The organism is Streptomyces sp. NBC_00203 (assembly GCF_045206325.1).
Classification (GTDB): domain Bacteria; phylum Actinomycetota; class Actinomycetes; order Streptomycetales; family Streptomycetaceae; genus Streptomyces; species Streptomyces lutosisoli.
On the sequence record NZ_CP108126.1, the window covers coordinates 3,501,627 to 3,518,283 of the forward strand.

Annotated in this window: 14 protein-coding genes; 6 read left to right on the top strand and 8 right to left on the bottom strand. The window is 71.1% G+C overall.

All coding sequences use genetic code 11. The features are described 5' to 3' along the window. Positions 1-12 precede the first annotated feature (12 nt). On the bottom strand, positions 13-873 hold the full coding sequence (locus tag OG975_RS15860; RefSeq protein ID WP_406329821.1) for a class I SAM-dependent methyltransferase: 861 nt from the start codon (positions 871-873) through the stop codon (positions 13-15). Between the two features lie 74 nt (positions 874-947). Between OG975_RS15860 and OG975_RS15865 the strand changes: the two genes are divergently transcribed. Next, positions 948-1,535 carry a TetR/AcrR family transcriptional regulator gene (locus tag OG975_RS15865; RefSeq protein ID WP_406329822.1) on the top strand — a complete coding sequence of 196 codons (588 nt, stop codon included), beginning with the start codon at positions 948-950 and terminating at the stop codon, positions 1,533-1,535. Between the two features lie 314 nt (positions 1,536-1,849). Here OG975_RS15865 and OG975_RS15870 read toward each other — a convergent pair whose 3' ends face one another. The 6 genes from OG975_RS15870 to leuA all read right to left on the bottom strand — a co-directional run bounded on the left by OG975_RS15870 (position 1,850) and on the right by leuA (position 10,124). Next, positions 1,850-3,067: an exo-alpha-sialidase gene (locus tag OG975_RS15870; protein WP_406329824.1), complete on the bottom strand. Its 1,218-nt coding sequence runs from the start codon at positions 3,065-3,067 to the stop codon at positions 1,850-1,852. A 124-nt stretch (positions 3,068-3,191) separates the two neighbouring features. After that, positions 3,192-3,860, bottom strand: a complete 669-nt coding sequence (locus tag OG975_RS15875; RefSeq protein WP_406329825.1) for a response regulator — start codon at positions 3,858-3,860, stop codon at positions 3,192-3,194. Next, complete coding sequence (locus OG975_RS15880; protein ID WP_406336282.1) at positions 3,857-5,161, bottom strand: sensor histidine kinase; 1,305 nt, start codon at positions 5,159-5,161, stop codon at positions 3,857-3,859. Before OG975_RS15880 ends, OG975_RS15875 begins: the two co-directional genes overlap by 4 nt. Positions 5,162-5,276: 115 nt before the next feature. Next, complete coding sequence (locus OG975_RS15885) at positions 5,277-7,361, bottom strand: MMPL family transporter (protein WP_406329827.1); 2,085 nt, start codon at positions 7,359-7,361, stop codon at positions 5,277-5,279. Between the two features lie 140 nt (positions 7,362-7,501). After that, the gene (locus tag OG975_RS15890; protein WP_406329828.1) at positions 7,502-8,197 is read right to left on the bottom strand and encodes a TerB family tellurite resistance protein; all 696 of its coding nucleotides are present in this window, start codon (positions 8,195-8,197) and stop codon (positions 7,502-7,504) included. Positions 8,198-8,384: 187 nt separating this feature from the next. Continuing rightward, complete coding sequence (gene leuA, locus OG975_RS15895) at positions 8,385-10,124, bottom strand: 2-isopropylmalate synthase (RefSeq protein WP_406329829.1); 1,740 nt, start codon at positions 10,122-10,124, stop codon at positions 8,385-8,387. Positions 10,125-10,454: 330 nt separating this feature from the next. Between leuA and OG975_RS15900 the strand changes: the two genes are divergently transcribed. The 4 genes from OG975_RS15900 to OG975_RS15915 all read left to right on the top strand — a co-directional run bounded on the left by OG975_RS15900 (position 10,455) and on the right by OG975_RS15915 (position 14,601). Continuing rightward, positions 10,455-11,525 carry a M4 family metallopeptidase gene (locus OG975_RS15900; protein WP_406329830.1) on the top strand — a complete coding sequence of 357 codons (1,071 nt, stop codon included), beginning with the start codon at positions 10,455-10,457 and terminating at the stop codon, positions 11,523-11,525. A gap of 32 nt (positions 11,526-11,557) precedes the next feature. Then, entirely contained in the window at positions 11,558-11,824 is a 267-nt protein-coding gene (locus OG975_RS15905) for a protealysin inhibitor emfourin (protein ID WP_327428610.1), read from the top strand. A gap of 171 nt (positions 11,825-11,995) precedes the next feature. Further along, positions 11,996-13,342 (top strand): GH1 family beta-glucosidase, encoded by a 1,347-nt coding sequence (locus tag OG975_RS15910; protein ID WP_406329832.1) that lies wholly within the window; start codon positions 11,996-11,998, stop codon positions 13,340-13,342. Further along, entirely contained in the window at positions 13,339-14,601 is a 1,263-nt protein-coding gene (locus tag OG975_RS15915; RefSeq protein ID WP_406329834.1) for an MFS transporter, read from the top strand. Before OG975_RS15910 ends, OG975_RS15915 begins: the two co-directional genes overlap by 4 nt. Positions 14,602-14,652: 51 nt before the next feature. Here OG975_RS15915 and OG975_RS15920 read toward each other — a convergent pair whose 3' ends face one another. Beyond that, complete coding sequence (locus OG975_RS15920; protein WP_406329835.1) at positions 14,653-15,510, bottom strand: NAD-dependent epimerase/dehydratase family protein; 858 nt, start codon at positions 15,508-15,510, stop codon at positions 14,653-14,655. A 175-nt stretch (positions 15,511-15,685) separates the two neighbouring features. Here OG975_RS15920 and OG975_RS15925 point away from each other — a divergent pair, with 175 nt between their 5' ends. Further along, positions 15,686-16,522, top strand: coding sequence for a helix-turn-helix transcriptional regulator (locus OG975_RS15925; protein ID WP_406329837.1), 837 nt, complete (start codon positions 15,686-15,688; stop codon positions 16,520-16,522). Positions 16,523-16,657: the final 135 nt, after the last annotated feature.

The following is a 16,657-nucleotide window of genomic DNA, read 5'->3' on the forward strand; positions in this document are numbered from 1 at the left end:
AGAGGCTGCCGGTCAGGCGCTGCCGGTTCGCATCGCGGTGACCGCCACCGTCGCGTACCGCATCGTGAAGCTGCCGCCCACGGCATCGATGGCGGCCCCGACGCCCTCCAGCACCTCCGCCAGCCGGTCCGCCGGGAGCTGGGTGAGGATGCCGTGGGTGGGCATCTGGTCCAGCCAGGCGTCCCGGGTGTAGGACCACTCCCAGTCGAATCGCCACTGCTCCGGTTCGCTGAATCCGTCCACCTCGCGGATCCCGTCGGCGGCCTTGGTGAACAGCTCCTGGTACACGTCCATGGCCGCTCGCTCCGCCATCGCCCGGAGGTTGAACGGCGAGTCGGGCATCACCCGTCGGCAGACCGTGACGAGGGCTTCCGTGATCTCGGGCGGCAGGTCGAACACATGCCAGAACGCCGCCAGTCGGCCGCCGGGCCGCAGCACCTGTGCGGCCTTGGCGGCTCCAGCGACCGGGTCGATCCAGTGCCAGGCCTGACCGGCGACGACCGCGTCGAACGTCCGGCCGGCCGGATCCCAGGCCTCGAACGCAGCCACGTCAACCTCGACCCCGGCCCCGAGCCGCCGTGCCGTGTCGGCCATCCGCGCGTCCGGATCGACCCCCAGCACCTGGCAGCCGGCCGCCTGGAACTGCCGGGCGGCGATACCGGTGCCACAGCCGACATCGAGGACGTCGGGCCCGGGGGCGGTGGCGACGATCCGGTCCACCAGGGCGTCGGGATAGCGGGGCCGGGCCCGGTCGTAGCGTTCGGCGTCCACGCCGAAGGACTCCGCCACCTGTCGGGCGCGATGAGACTCGCCGACTCGATGAGACCCGTTTCCGGAAGGACGACGTGCCGGCTCCGGCCGTATAGTGGGCATGCGCCCACTATGAATGGGCAAGCGCCCACTCGTCAACGGGCGGGTCGGTACAGCGAAAGAAAGAGGTACGCACGGTGCCGACAGGGGTAGCCATCCGCGACGCGCGCGAGCAGCTGTTCGACGCCGCCGAGCGCGTCCTGCTCCGGGACGGGCCGAGCGCCCTGACCAGCCGGGCGGTCACCACGGAGGCGGGCTGCGCCAAAGGCGTCCTGCACCGGCACTTCGCCGACTTCGACGCCTTCCTCGCCGAGCTCGTCCTGGACCGTGTCCGCCAGATCGACCACCAGGCCGCCGCCCTGCGCGACTCCGCCGGAACAGGCACCGTCGCCGACAACCTCACCGGCGCGCTGACGAACCTGTTCGGTTCGGTCGCCGTGGCGATCGTCGGCCTTGTCACGTCCCGCGACGACCTGCGCGCGCGGCTCCGCCGAACCACGCCGACCGGCATCCCCCTCCTCACGGAAGCCGCCGTCATGATCGCCTCCTACCTCACCGCGGAGCGCGACCTGGGCCGCATCTCGCCGGACGCCGACATCGACGCCCTCGCCCCCACCCTGATCGGCACCGCCCACCTGCTCTACGCCGACCGCAAAGGCACCCCGCCACATCCCGAAGCCGTCCACAGGGCCGTGGCGTCGGTCATCGCCGGGGTCGCGCGATAGCCGCTTTCTTCGCCCCCGCCGCCCCTACCCGTCCCATCCCTGGGGGCTGCGCCCCCAGACCCCCAAAAGACTGCGCAGTTCCCCGCGCCCCTGAATGCGGCTGCGGGTGAGTGGGGGTTGCTCGCGCAGTTCCCCGCGCCCCTAAAGAACCCGGGGCGGGCGGGGGATCGCGGGGCGAAGCCCCGCGCTGTTAGGGGCGCGGGGAACTGCGCGCCCAGCCCCCACCCACCCGCACCCAACACACAACCAAACGGGGTCGAAGGGGCGGAGCCCCTGGGGATGGGACGGGTAGGGGCGGCGGGGGCGAAACCCGCCTACCCCAGCACGTCGCTCACGGGCACCCGCCGAAACTCGATCGTGTCGTACGCCCCCTTCACCCCGGTCTCATACAGCACCCCAACCCGCCCCGCACCAAGCTGCACAAGGTCCGAGTACGCCGCCCGCAACGAAGACAGCGTCATCACCTTCGCGAAGCTCGCACCCCCGTCCACGCTCCGCCAGATGGCCATCGACTGACGGACGGTGGGAACGGAGGGCCCCGAGAAGAGGAGAGGCGCACCGGCCCCACTCAGTTGCAGCACACTCGCCTGAACCACGGGCACATCGTTCAGCGTGGGCTGGATCCTGTAGGGGCGGTCCAGGCTCTCCGCCCCGTCACTGGAGTAGGCGTCGAGCCGGTTGCCGGCACTCGTGCCGTTCTGGTCCCGGGCGGTGAAGTACACCCGCCCATCGGGAAGTTCGGCGGCACCACTCTCGTTCGCGTTGGCGACCCCGTCGTACGAGGCGTCCACGAACCCCAGCCTCCACGTAAGCCCGCCGTCGTCACTGTAGATGGCGTGCGCGCCGCAGTACTTGGACTCCTGCCCGCTGTCGGCGGAGCCCACGGGCGGCGCCGCGGAGTGGTTCGCGGGCACCACAAGGCGCCCGGCGTGCGGACCGTGAGCGAGGACGATCGCGTGGCCCGGCCCCGTGGCGTACCACCGCCACCCCCGCGGCTTCACCTGCGCCGTGATGTCCCGCGGAGCCGAGAAGTGCTGCCCGTCGTCGCTGCTCGTCTGGACGAAGACGCGACGGCTCTGCCCCGCGGTGACCTCGCCCCGCATGATCTGCGCCTCGGTCACCGCACCGCTGTTGTAGGAGGTGAGGAGGACGATCCGGCCGGTGCGGGGGTCAACGACCGGCGCCGGGTTGCCCCGGGTGTTCCCGCCCCCGGACGCGACCACCCGCAGCGGACCCCACGAACAGCCGCCGTCCAGGGAACGTCTGAGGACGACATCGATGCGCCCGGTGTCGCCGGCGCCGTCGTGTCTCCCCTCCGCGAAGGCGAGCAACGTACCGGCGCGCGTCGTGACCGCGGCGGGGATGCGGTACGTGTCGTAGCCGTCCTGGCCCGCGGTGTACGGCACGGACGAGGTACAGACCCGGGTGGCGGGCGGCGCGCCCGACGCGGTGCCGGTCCCCGCGAGGGCCGCAAGACCGGCGAGGAATCCGACGACTGCCGTCGGCGCGACCATACGGCTCGTGATGCTCATGGCACTCCCTGGACCTCAGAGGACATAGGACGTGGGATGTCCAGGAGGAGCTATTGCCCAAAAAGGGCACAGCGACACACATGCCACTACAGCGTGCTGACGTGACGTCAGTTCAGCGGGCGCTTCACCATGCGCCCGGAGTGACGAGCCCCGACTCGTACGCCACGATCACCAGCTGGGCCCGGTCCCGCGCGCCCAGCTTGCCCATGATGCGGCTGACATGGGTCTTCGCGGTCAGCGGGCTCAGGCCCAACGCCCCCGCTATCTCGGTGTTGTTGAGGCCGCGCGCGACCAGCGCCAGCACCTCGCGCTCCCGCTCGGAGAGGCCGTCGGGGCCACCCGCCACGGGCACGGGAGCCGCCGGGCTGCGCAGGAAGCGGGCGATCAGGCGGGCGGTCGGGCCCGGTGACAGCAGGGCGTCCCCGGCGGCCACCGTGCGGATGGCGTCGAGGAGTTCGGCGGGCCTCGTGTCCTTCACCAGGAAGCCGGAGGCGCCCGCGCGCAGGGCCTCCGCGATGTACTCGTCGGTGTCGTACGTGGTGAGGACCAGGACCCTGACCCCGGCCAGGTTCTCGTCGGCCGCGATGAGCCGGGTCGCCTCGATGCCGTCCAGGTCGGGCATGCGGATGTCCATGACGACCAGATCGGCCCGCGCGCTGCGCGCCAGCTCCACCGCCTCCCGCCCGGTGGCCGCCTGTCCCACGACCTCCATGTCCCGCGCCGACTCGACGAGCATGGCGAACGCGGCCCGCACGAGCGTCTGATCGTCGGCGAGAAGTACGCGAATGGTCATCGGGGCTCGCCTCGTTCGAGTTCGGGTGCGCGTACGGCTTCGTCATCACGTACGGCTTCGTCATCACGTACGGCTTCGAGATCCCGTACATCCGTCTGCGCGGGAACCACGCCCGCGCCCGCACCCACCAGTGGCAGCACCGCCGACACCCCGAACCCACCACCCTCCCGCACCCCGGCCTCCAGCGTCCCGCCCACACTACGAGCCCGCTCCCGCATCCCCACGAGTCCGAACCCGGGTGTGCCGCCCGCGTCGCCGACGCCGTCGTCCGTGACCGTCACCCGCAGCGCCCAGTCGTCCGCCCGCAGGGCCACGCGTACCGGCACCTCGGGGCCCGCGTGCCGTACCGCATTGGTGAGCGCCTCCTGGACGATCCGGTAGGCAGCGGCGCCCACGGCGGAGGGGACTCCGGCCGTCGGTACCGCGATCTCCGTCTCCACCTTCGCGCCCGCGGTGCGCGCCGCGGTCACCAGGTCGGACAGTCCGTCGAGGCCGGGCAGCGGGCCGCGCCCGTCGCCGCCGCACTCCGGCGCGCGCAGCACCTCCAGCGTGCTGCGCACTTCGCCGCGCGCGGTGCGGCAGGTCTCGGAGATGTCGTCGAGGGCCCGGGCGACCGCCTCGCGGTCCAGGCGCTCGGGGTCGGCGGCCAGGACGTGTGCGGCGACGGATGTCTGGACGCCGATGAGCGTGATGGTGTGGGCGAGCAGATCGTGCAGGTCGCGGGCGATGCGCAGGCGTTCCTCGGCGACCCGGCGGCGCGCCTCCTCCTCGCGGGTGCGTTCGGCGCGTTCGGCGCGTTCGACGACCGAGGCGACGTACTGCCCGTGCACGCGTACGTACACGCCGAGGAAGATGAACGCGACGATCCAGCCGGCCGCGCGCAGCGCCTGGGCCCCCTCGGCGACGCCCTGCCCGAACTTGACCGAGAGCATCAGGCCGATGACGCCGCTGCCGACCAGGAGGGTGCGCAGCGGGCGTCCCGTGACGGCCACGGTGAACAGGGCGAGCATCGAGACGGTCAGCGGCGCCGAGTGGTTGAAGTCGAGTGCGTGGTAAGGGGCGACGCAGGCGACGTGCGCGAGGAACGCCGCGAGCGGGGCGCGGCGGCGCCACACCACCGGAATGTGTGCGGCGATCAGCAGGGTCCAGCCGAGGGCGTCCGGACGGCGGCCGTCAGCGCCGACCGTGAGCGCCACGGTCACGTCGACGACCAGCAGCGCGGCGGCGAGCAGCGCGTCCTGGCGCAGCGCCCGTGCGGGGTCGACGGTCCCCCGGTGTCCGAAGCCGGTGAGGTGCAGCATGCGTGTGGCGTCCACCGCTTCATCCTCCGTGAGAGGGCGCCCCTCCGGGAGGGAGGGGCGCCCGATGTGGTTCAGATGTGGTTCATATATCGGTTCACATGTGTGCAGATGTGGCTCAGCCGACGGCGACAGGGGTCCGCCGCTCGGACTCCCGCTCCGGCTCGCGCGACAGTCGGCCCGGCCACCACACCCTCCGTCCCAGCGCCACACTCGCGCTGGTCACCAGATACGTCCGGACGAGGAAGGTGTCGAGCAGCACCCCGACCGCGATCACGAACCCGAGCTCGACGAGCGGCACGAGCCCCATGTTCGTCAGCACCGCGAAGGTCGCCGCGAGGACCAGCCCGGCCGAGGCGATCACACCGCCCGTCGTGCGCAGCGCGGTCAGCGCGGCGGCGGCCGGTTCGGCGCCCGACAGCGACTCCTCCCGCATGCGGTGCATCAGGAAGATCCCGTAGTCGACGCCCAACGCCACCAGGAAGACGAAGGACAGCAGGCCGAGCCCCGGATCGGTCCCCTCGAAGCCGAGGAGCGGCCCGAAGACCAGCCCGCCGATGCCGAGTGCCGCGCCCCACACCGCGATCACGGCGGCGACCAGCAGCAGCGGGGCGACCAGGCTGCGCAGCAGCACGATCAGGATCAGCAGCACGGAGACGAGCACGATGGGTACGACGACGAGCCGGTCGCGGGCGTTGGTGTCCTGGAGGTCGATCTGCTGGGCGCTGGCGCCTCCGACGTACGCGCCCGAGCCCTTGAGATCCGCCCGGAGCGACTTGATCGTGGCGGTCTCGGCCGCCGACTGGGGTGCGCCCCGCGCGATGACGGAGATCTCCGTCCAGCCCTGTCCGCTGCGGCCCCGCTCGGCGCTCGCGACGCCCTGGTGGTCCCGCACAGTGGCCAGCGCGGTGTCCGCCCGTCCGGTGGGGGTGATCACGGTGAGCGGCTGGGTGCCCTGCCCCGGGTAGGCCTTGGCGAGGGTCTCGATCGCGGCGACCGAGTCCGGCTTGTGGGCGAAGGAGTCCTGCTGTTTGAGCCCGCCGGGCAGATTCAGCGTGCCGAGGGCGAGCGCCCCGAGCAGTACGGCCCCGCCCGCGAGGACGGCGTACGGCCGCCGCCCGGCCGAACTCCCCATGGCGGAGAAGAGGTTGCGCCGCTGCTTGGGCCGGCTGCCGAAGGCGGGGACGAGCGGCCAGAACACCCGCCGCCCGAGCAGGACGAGGAGGGCGGGCAGCAGCGTCAGCATGGCGACGAGCGCGCACAGCACACCCACCATGCCCGTCGGGCCCATGCCCCGGCTGCTGTTGAGATCGGCGGCGAGCAGGCACAGCAGTCCGGCGGCGACGGTGCCGGAGGAGGCGAGCACGGCGGGCCCGCAGCCGCGCAGGGCCTGCCGCATCGCGTCGTACGGCCGCTCCACGCGTCGCAGTTCCTCCCGGTAGCGGGAGATCAGCAGCAGCGCGTAGTCGGTTCCGGCGCCGAACACGAGGATCGTCATCACGCCCGAGCTCTGGCCGGAGACGCTGGTGCCGAACGCCTCGTGGAGCCCGTAGGCGACGCCCATCGACAGATAGTCGGCGACGCCCGCGACGGCGAGCGGCACGAGCCACAGCAGCGGGCTGCGGTAGATGAGGATCAGCAGGACGGCGACCACGGCGACGGTGGTGTAGAGCAGCGGCCCGCCGAGGGAGTTGTAGACCTCGGCGGCGTCGGTGGCGAGCGCGCCCTGCCCGCCGACGTCGACGCTCAGCCCGTCCGCTCCCCGCGCGACATCGCGTACGTCGTTGACGAACGCGTCCCGCTTCTTCTCGTCGGTGCCGGGTGCGGAGCTGGCGACCGGGTACATCAGGGTGGTCCCGTCCCGGGACGGCACGCCCTTCGGGGTTCCGGTGAGCGGGTTCTCCTTGGTGATCTCGGCGATCTGGCGCGCGGCCGTCGCGCGGTCGGCGGCGCTCAGCCCGCCGTCGCGGTGGTAGACGAGGACCAGCTCGGTGGTCTCGCCACCGGGCAACTGGTCCTCGATCTTCGCCACTTGGGTGGAGTCCGCGCTCGCCGGGAGATAGTCCACGGCGCGGTCGTGCTGCACGTCCGCGAGCTTCGCCGCGAACGGCCCGACGAAGGCCAGCACGGCCACCCAGAGCCCGAGCAGCACCCAGGGCACGGCCCTTCGTCGCGTACGCGTGGTTGTCTTTCCGGGCCCCATGGCGGGGTCCTCCCCTCCTGGCCGGGTGTCTGGACAGTCACCAGACTCCCGGCGCACGACGCCTGATTCGTCGCGCCGGAGGGCGAGTTCGGGGGTACTCCGAGGGGTGGCGGAACGGCGGGATTACTCCCTGGGGAGTATTACGAGGGTGTACGCGCCGCCACCAGCAACCGCGTCACGTCGTCCGAGCAGATCGTCAGTGCCGCGCCCACGGTGGCCAGGACATCCCGCTCGGCGGGTGTGTACGGCCCGTCGGCCAGCGCGATCCGCGCGCCCTGGAGGAGGATCGCCTCCCGGCCGGTGGGGGCGAGGTGCGGGGCCAGCGGATCCAGGGCCTCGTGGAGCTCTATGGCCAGACTCGCCCCGCACGGCTCCCCGAAGACCCGCCCCGTGTCCGAGGCGAGTGCCTCGACGAGCGCGCTGAGCTGGTCCTCCGTGCAGTCGTCGAAGCCGGCCGAGCGGACCGCACCGGCGGCGGTCTCCAGGGACGTACGGGCGCAGGTGCCGCCCGCGGCGAGGACGGCGAGGGCGACGGTGTGGACGGCGTCGCGGAGCATCGCGGAGAAGCGGGTGGTGGTGGGGTGGTCGAGGACGTCGGCGCCGTAGTGGTGGCCGCAGGCGGCGCATTCGACGACGGGCCCGGTCTCGCCGCGCGGGAGAACGGGAACGCCGAGGAGGGTGAAGCGGCGGCGGCCGGTGAGCCGCTGGTAGTTGCGGTCGCCTCCGCAGCCGGGGCAGAAGAACTCGCCGTCGCCCACCGTCGTCCACGCGGTACGGGTGCCCAGGATGCGGGGAACCTCAACTGCACGACCGTTTCGTCCCCATCCTGGCAGCACGCTCGCACACCTCCGTAACGCCGCGGCAACATCGCCGCGCTGGCGTGATGTTAGCCACATTGTTGATGCGGAGTCAGTACCCCGGACGAGACCTGCTCGTGACCTCCACGTGGAATGGCTGGTATACGACGGGGCCCCGCCCGCCGGTAAAGGCGGACGAGGCCCCGAAAAGCGCCGGTCAGGGTCGTCAGCGAGCCGCGCGGTTGACGGCGGAGACGACGGCCTTCAGCGAAGCACGTGTCGTATTCGCGTCGATGCCGATTCCCCACAGAACCTTGTCGCCGATCGCGCATTCGATGTACGAGGCGGCCTGCGCGGAGGCACCCTCGCTCATCGTGTGCTCCTGGTAGTCCAGCAGGCGTACGTCGATGCCGATGGACTCCAGGGCGTCGAAGAACGCGGAGATCGGACCGTTGCCGGTACCGGTCAGGACGGTGTCCGTGCCGTCGACCGAGGCCTCGACCGTGAGCGTGTCCACGCCGTCCTTGTCCGTGGTGGACTGGCCGGTCTTGACCTGGATACGACCCCACGGGTTCTCGGGGTTCGGCAGGTACTCGTCCTGGAAGGTCGCCCAGATGTCCTTCGGCGTGACCTCGCCGCCCTCGGCGTCCGTCTTGGTCTGGATGATCTTCGAGAACTCGATCTGCATCCGGCGCGGCAGGTCCAGCTTGTGGTCGTTCTTCAGGACGTACGCGATACCGCCCTTGCCGGACTGCGAGTTGACGCGGATGACGGCCTCGTACGAGCGGCCGACGTCCTTCGGGTCGATCGGCAGGTACGGGACGGCCCACTCGATGTCGTCGACCGTGACGCCCTTGGCGGCCGCGTCGGCCTCCATCGCGTCGAAGCCCTTCTTGATGGCGTCCTGGTGGGAGCCGGAGAAGGACGTGTAGACCAGATCGCCCACGTACGGGTGGCGCGGGTGGATCTCCATCTGGTTGCAGTACTCCCACGTACGACGGATCTCGTCGATGTCGGAGAAGTCGATCTGCGGGTCGACGCCCTGCGAGAACAGGTTCATGCCCAGGGTGACCAGGTCGACGTTGCCGGTGCGCTCGCCCTGGCCGAACAGACAGCCCTCGACGCGGTCGGCGCCGGCCATCAGCGCCAGCTCGGCGGCGGCGACGGCCGTACCGCGGTCGTTGTGCGGGTGGATCGACAGGACGACGTACTCGCGGCGGGTCAGGTTGCGGCCCATCCACTCGAAGCGGTCCGCGTGCGTGGACGGGGTCGAACGCTCCACGGTGGCGGGCAGGTTGAGGATGATCTCGCGGCCCGGGCCGGGCTGCCAGACGTCCATGACGGCCTCGCAGACCTCCAGGGCGAAGTCCAGCTCGGTGTCGGTGAAGATCTCGGGGCTGTACTGGTAGCCGAACTCGGTCTCGGGGCCCAGCAGCTTCTCGGCGTACTCCATGACCAGGCGCGTGCCGTCGACGGCGATCTGCTTGATCTGGTCCTTGGAGCCGCGGAAGACTACCCGGCGGAAGACCGGGGCGGTGGCGTTGTACAGGTGCACGGTGGCGCGCTTGGCGCCCTTCAGCGACTCGACGGTCCGCTCGATCAGGTCCTCGCGGGCCTGGGTCAGTACGGAGATCGTCACGTCGTCCGGGATCGCGCCCTCTTCCTCGATGATCGAGCGCACGAAGTCGAAGTCCGTCTGTCCCGACGCGGGGAAGCCGACCTCGATCTCCTTGTAGCCCATCTTGACCAGCAGGTCGAACATCTCACGCTTGCGCGCGGGCGACATCGGGTCGATCAGGGCCTGGTTGCCGTCACGCAGGTCGGTGGAGAGCCAGCGGGGGGCGGTGGTGATCCGCTGCTCCGGCCAGCTGCGGTCGGCGATGTCGACCTGGTCGTACTGGCCGTACTTGTGCACCGGCATGGAGGTGGGCTGCTGACGATTGCGGCGGGTCTGGCTGTTCGCCATGATGCGTGGGCTCCTCGGTGGGTGTCCTAAAGGACGGCCGACGGCGCAACGCCAGACTCCGCGGGGAGGGGGTCGGCCTCGACTACAGGCCCTCGCCGCGGCAGCTAAGGAGAAGCAGCCCGAAACGCATGATGCTCGGCAGCCTAGCCGAGCCGCGCTCCGTACGGGGGGCTGTATCAGTATGCGGGACCGCAAGCCCAAAAGGAACTAAACGGACAAAAAGTGCTCCATACCACTTTCACCCGGCCCCCGAGGCTCCTTATTGCCCCATTTCACCAATCATGGTTGCGGGTAGTGACAGCGGCATAACTCAGTGCAAGGGTGCCGGGCATGACGACCCACGGGGGCTTCGAGCCCGTCTTCTGCACCATCGTCCCGCCCCACGTCCTCGACAAGCTCGCCCAGCACGAGGACCCCGCACTCTCCGGGCCCGCACGCCAGACCCTGGAGCGCGACGCCTACGAGCGCACCCACCGCCGGCTGACCACCGTCCTCGGCGCCCCGGCCGTCGCCCCGCCCAAGGAAGCGGAGGAGGCGAAGCCGCACCGCACGATCTACGACGCCCGCCACCACCAGGACCTGCCCGGCAAGAAGATCCGCGGCGAGGGCGACAAGCCGGGCAAGGACGCCACCGTCAACCGCGCGTACGCCGGTCTCGGCGCGACCTTCGAGCTGTACCTGAAGGCGTACCAGCGCAACTCGATCAACGGCGAGGGCCTGCCGCTCAACGCCACCGTGCACTTCGACGTGAACTACAACAACGCCTTCTGGAACGGCGAGCAGATGGTGTTCGGCGACGGTGACGGCGAGATCTTCCTCGACTTCACCATCCCGGTCGACGTCATCGGCCACGAGCTGACCCACGGCGTCACCCAGTACACGGCGAACCTCACCTACTTCGGCCAGCCGGGCGCCCTGAACGAGTCCATGTCGGACGTCTTCGGCTCACTGATCAAGCAGTACACGCTCGGCCAGACCGCCACCGAGGCCGACTGGCTGATCGGCGCGGGCCTGCTCGCCCCGCGCGTCACCGGCACCGCCCTGCGCTCCATGAAGGAACCGGGCAGCGCGTACGACGACGACGTGCTCGGCAAGGACCCGCAGCCCGCGACGATGGACCACTACGTCCGCACCGGCCGCGACAACGGCGGCGTCCACATCAACTCCGGCATCCCCAACCACGCCTTCTACCTCGCCGCCGAGGCGCTCGGCGGCCACGCCTGGGAACGGGCGGGCCAGATCTGGTACGACGTCCTCACCGGCGGCGAGCTGCCCCAGCAGGCCCTGTTCTCCGACTTCGCACGACTCACGCTCGCCGCGGCGCGCTCCCGGTACAACGAGGGCGAGGAACTCCAGGCCGTGACGAAGGCCTGGGAACAGGTCGGCGTACCGACCTCGTAGCCCTTCGGGGCTCCACGTACTAGACAGGACCCATGCGTATTCAGGTGAGGCGTACGGGCGGTTTCGCGGGCATCGAACGCCATGCGGAGGTCGACACCACGGGCCGCCCAGACGCCCACGAGTGGCACGCCCTGGCCGAACAGGCAATGGCCTCCGGCCGGGGCGCACCCTCGATCGGCGTCCCGGACGGCTTCAGCTACGAGATCACGGTGGACGGGAAGACGGTGTACGCGGCGGATCCGAGACTGACGGAGGAGCAGCGAAGCCTGATTTCGAGGGTCCTGAAGGAGGGCGCCTAGAAAGCGGCCTTGAGGGAGGCGCCCCTTTAGGGGCGCGGGGAACTGCGCGACCAGCCACAGACTGCCCGCAGTCGCGCAATCACAGCACCACCCCACCCCCAAGGCGCCCCTCAAAAAAGCCGTAACCCCTAGTTCACGCCACACCGTTGACTTCCATTACCGCCGGTAAGGATGATCGCGCGCATGGCGACGAACCCCCTACCGCAGTTCCCGCCCGGCTTCCTCTGGGGCGTATCCACCTCGGCCCACCAGATCGAGGGAGCCGCAGACGAACGCGCCCCCTCGGTATGGGACGCCTTCACAGCCGACCCCGGCCACATCAAGGACGCCTCCACGGCCGCGGTGGCCTGCGACCACTACCACCGCTACGAAGAGGACGTCGCCCTCATAGCGGGCCTCGGAGTGGACGCGTACCGCTTCTCCATCTCCTGGCCCCGCGTGAACTCCCCCGGCGGCCTCGACTTCTACGACCGCCTGGTGGACGAACTGTCCGCGGCCGGCATCCGCCCCGTACCGACCCTCTTCCACTGGGACCTCCCGCTGGACCTGGAAGAGAGCGGCGGCTGGCTGAACCGGGACACCGCCGAACGCTTCGCCGAGTACACCGCCGTCGTCGCCGCCCGCCTCGGCGACCGCGTGAAGAAGTGGATCACCCTCAACGAGCCCGCCGAACACACCCTGTTGGGCTACGCGCTCGGCGCACACGCCCCTGGCAAGCAGCTCCTGTTCGACGCGCTGCCGGTGGCCCACCACCAGCTCCTCGCCCACGGCCTCGCCGTACGGGCCCTGCGCGCGGCCGGAGCCACCGACATCGGCATCGCCAACTCGCACGGCCCGACCTGGGCGGCATCCCGCCGCACCGAGGACGTGGAGGCCGCCGACTTCTACGACATCCTCCTGAACCGCCTGTTCGCGGACCCGCTGCTGCTGGGCCAATACCCGGAGGGCATCGGCGAGTTGATGCCGGGCGATGTCGAGGCGGACCTGAAGATCATCGCCGAGCCGATCGACTGGTACGGGATCAACTACTACCAGCCGACCAAGGTGGGCGCCCCCGAGGGCGAGGAGATCGAGTTCAGCGGACTGACCCTGCCCGCCGAACTCCCCTTCTCCGTCCGCGAACTGGAGGGCTACCCGGTCACCGACTTCGGCTGGCCGGTCGTCCCGGAGGCGCTCACGGAGCTGCTGGTCGGCTTCCACGAGCGGTACGGCGACCGGCTCCCGCCCGTGGTCATCACCGAGAACGGCTGCTCGTACGACGGCATCGACGACCAGGAGCGGATCACGTTCCTGGACGGTCATGTCCGGGCGCTGCACCGGGCGTTGGAGCAGGGCGTCGACGTACGCGGCTACTTCGTGTGGTCGCTGATGGACAACTTCGAGTGGGCGGAGGGCTACGCGCGCCGCTTCGGCCTCGTCCACGTCGACTACGAGACGCTGGAGCGCACCCCCAAGGCGTCGTACACCTGGCTGCGGGACGCCCTGCGGGCGCAGCCGCGGGCGCGGGAACAGAGATGACGGCGGCCGACCCGGTCATATCCGTCGGGGCGCTGGCCGAGCCCGTGGAGCGGGTCGGCCGGGGCTGGACCACGGCGCTCTCGCTCGCCAACGGGGCGATCTGGGTGGGCTGGTACGGCCCCCTCCAGATCCTCCTCGCCTCCCAGGCGGAGGACTTCGCGCCCGGCACCGGCATGTCGAAGGAGACGATGCTGGCGTGGGTCACAGGCGCCGGCGCGGTCGTCTCGCTGGTCGCCAACCCGCTGTTCGGCGCCCTGTCCGACCGCACGACCGCGCGCTGGGGCCGCCGTACGCCGTGGATCGTGGCGGGTGCGGCGGGCGGCGCGCTGTCGCTACTGCTCCTGGCGGGCGCGGGCGGCGTAGGGATGATGGCGCTCGGCTGGTGTCTGGTCCAGCTCACCCTGAACGCCGCCTTCGCCGCGGTCACGGCGGCCGTCCCCGACCGGGTGCCACGGCTCCAACGGGGTTCCGTGGGCGGCTGGCTGGGCGCGGCGCAGATCCTGGGTGTGGTCGGCGGCACGGGTCTGGCGACGGTGGCGGGAGGCACGGGCGGCGGGTACGCGGCGTGCGCGGTGTTCACGCTGGTGGGCGTCCTGCCGTACGTACTCCGCTACCAGGACCTGCGCCTTCCCGAGTCGGCCCGCCCGGCGTGGTCCTGGCGCACCTTCCTGACCTCGTTCTGGCTGAGCCCGCGCCGCCACCCCGACCTCGGCTGGGCCTGGCTGACCCGCTTCCTGATCAACCTGAGCAACGCCCTCGTACTCCTCTACCTGCTCTACTACTTGAGAGACCGCCTGCACTACGACGACCCGGAACAGGGCGTGCTGATCCTCACGGCGGTGAACGGTGTCACGCTGCTCGCCACCGTCGTGGTGGGCGGGGTGTGGTCGGACCGGCTCGGCCGCCGCAAACCGTTCGTGATCTGGTCCGGCGTCCTGATGGCGGTGGCCACGGCGGCGCTGGCCGGCTGGCAGACCTGGCCCGGCGCGATCGTCGCGGCGGCGGTCCTGGGCATCGGCTTCGGCGTCTTCACCTCCGTCGACTTCGCCCTGATGACCGACGTCCTGCCCAAGGCCCTGGACCGCGGCAAGGACCTCGGCGTCATCAACATCGCCAACGCCCTCCCCCAGGTCGCCGCGCCCGCCCTGGCCGCCCCGATCGTGACGTACCTCGGCGGCTACCGGGTGCTGTACCTGGTGGCGGCGGTGATCGGCCTCGCGGGGGCGGTGCTGGTGGGCCGGATCAAGGGCGTGGACTGAGCGGGCCGAACGGACTGAACGGGCTGAACGGACTCTGAGCGGACTCAGCGGTCACAGGGCGCCGGCGTCCTGGGCGGTCCACACCGACGGATACAGCGGGCGGAAGCCCAGGTCGCGGCGGATGCGGGCCGTGGAGACGATGCCGAGCCAGGGGTCGGGGTCCGTGCGCTCGTACAGGGCGGGCGGGATCTCGGCGCCGTTGAGCTGGTGGAGGTCGACGGCGGTGACGGGCGCGTCGTCGGCGATGTTGTAGATCCCGCCGCCCCCGCCCGGGGCGTACAGGAGGCGGCGGAGGCCCTGGGCGACATCCGCGTGGTGGACCAGCTGGAGGCGCTGGGTGGCGGCCCAGTGCGCGGCCCACCGCATCGATGCGGCCAGATGCGGGTCGCCCTCGCCATAGACGAAGGAGAGCCGCCCGATCCGTACGTCCATACCGCCCTCCAGGGCGAGGAGACCTCGCTCCGCCTCCGCCTTCGACTCCGGGTACGCCCCCCACATCAGGCCGCCGGGCACGGTCGGGTCCTCCTCGGTGTGCGGACGCCCGCGGCCGGTCCCGTACACAAGGTTCGTGCTGACCTGCACGAACCGCCGCACGCCCGAGGTGACGGAGGCCCGCCCCAGCTCCAGCGCGGCGTCGCGGTTGACCGCCCGGGCCTCCTCGTCCGGTACGCCACGGAAGGCGGCCGCGATGTTCACCACCGCGTCGACGCCCGCGAGTGCCTTGCCGAGCGCCTCGGAGTCCCGCAGGTCACCGACCGCGACCTGGGCGCCGAGGTCGGCGAGGGCAGCCGCCTTCGACTCGTCGCGGACCAGGACCCGTACGTGATCACCCTGGGGCGCCTGGCTGAGCAGTCGGGGGACGAAGCGGCGCCCGACCTCACCGGTGGTTCCCGTCACGAGAGTCAGCATGATGATGCACTCCTGTCAGCAGATGGTTGGTCGATGCCTCGATGGCTCGTTCCTGGGGGTGCCTCGGGGCCTCGGTATCGAGCTTCGGCCCGGGCCGGGCGCGGCGGGAGAGACCTCCTTATCCGGGGACTGGCAGTGCCTGGATAAGACGGGCGGCTTCGGCCAGGCTGGAGAGGTGAACCGAGCCGAACTCGCCGACTTCCTGCGCCGCAGCCGCGCCCGACTGGAGCCCTCCGACGTGGGCCTCGCGGCCGGTGCCCGACGCCGTACGCCGGGTCTGCGACGCGAGGAGGTGGCGGCGCTCGCGGGCATGTCCGTCGACTACTACACGCGGCTCGAACAGGCCCGTGGCCCTCGCCCCTCCCGCCAGATGCTCGGCGCGCTGGCGCGGGCGCTCCGCCTCACCGGCGACGAACGGGACCACCTGTTCCACCTGGCGGGCGAGGAACCCCCGCGCGCCGAGAGCGCCTCGGCGCACATCCGCCCCGGTCTGCTGCTGATCCTGGACCGGCTGCACGACGCGCCCGCGCAGGTCATGACCGACTACGGCGACGTGCTCGCCCAGAACGCGATGGCGGCGGCGCTCGTCGGCGAGGCGGGTACCGGACGCAATGTCGTACGCCGCTTCTTCACCGACCCTCGTGCCCGCGCCCTCTTTCCGCCCGAGGATCACGCCGGGCACGCCCGCTCCCACGTCGCCAATCTGCGCGCGGTCACGGCGGCTCGCCCGAACGACCCGGCGCCGGCGGCCCTGGTGGCCGAACTCCGCGCCGCGAGCGAGGAGTTCGCAGCTCTCTGGGACTCACACGAGGTAGCGGTACGCCGGGCCTCCACAAAGCGTTTCCAGCACCCCACCGTCGGCCTGCTCGACCTGGACTGCGAAATCCTCCTCTCTTCCGGCGACAACCAACTCCTGATAGTCCACACAGCCCGCCCCGGCACCGCCGCCCACGAACGCCTCGAACTCCTCCGCGTACTGGGCCTCCAAACCATGACCCCGGCCCACCCGTGACCGCGGGGGTTTCCTCGCCCCCGCCGCCCCTACCCGTCCCATCCCGCTCCTGGGGCTCCGCCCCAGACCCCGTGGGTTGTTCGTCGGCTGCGGGCCGGTGGGAGCTGGTCGCGCAGTTCCCCGCGCCCCTGACGG

What these genes read in the sequence shown, in the direction of transcription:
- leuA (WP_406329829.1), bottom strand. Translation starts at nt 10,124, where the DNA reads ATGGCGAACAGCCAGACCCGCCGCAATCGTCAGCAGCCCACCTCCATG.
- OG975_RS15870 (WP_406329824.1), bottom strand. Translation starts at nt 3,067, where the DNA reads ATGAGCATCACGAGCCGTATGGTCGCGCCGACGGCAGTCGTCGGATTC.
- OG975_RS15900 (WP_406329830.1), top strand. Translation starts at nt 10,455, where the DNA reads ATGACGACCCACGGGGGCTTCGAGCCCGTCTTCTGCACCATCGTCCCG.
- OG975_RS15910 (WP_406329832.1), top strand. Translation starts at nt 11,996, where the DNA reads ATGATCGCGCGCATGGCGACGAACCCCCTACCGCAGTTCCCGCCCGGC.
- OG975_RS15880 (WP_406336282.1), bottom strand. Translation starts at nt 5,161, where the DNA reads ATGCTGCACCTCACCGGCTTCGGACACCGGGGGACCGTCGACCCCGCA.
- OG975_RS15875 (WP_406329825.1), bottom strand. Translation starts at nt 3,860, where the DNA reads ATGACCATTCGCGTACTTCTCGCCGACGATCAGACGCTCGTGCGGGCC.
- OG975_RS15905 (WP_327428610.1), top strand. Translation starts at nt 11,558, where the DNA reads ATGCGTATTCAGGTGAGGCGTACGGGCGGTTTCGCGGGCATCGAACGC.
- OG975_RS15860 (WP_406329821.1), bottom strand. Translation starts at nt 873, where the DNA reads ATGCCCACTATACGGCCGGAGCCGGCACGTCGTCCTTCCGGAAACGGG.
- OG975_RS15885 (WP_406329827.1), bottom strand. Translation starts at nt 7,361, where the DNA reads ATGGGGCCCGGAAAGACAACCACGCGTACGCGACGAAGGGCCGTGCCC.
- OG975_RS15920 (WP_406329835.1), bottom strand. Translation starts at nt 15,510, where the DNA reads ATGCTGACTCTCGTGACGGGAACCACCGGTGAGGTCGGGCGCCGCTTC.
- OG975_RS15915 (WP_406329834.1), top strand. Translation starts at nt 13,339, where the DNA reads ATGACGGCGGCCGACCCGGTCATATCCGTCGGGGCGCTGGCCGAGCCC.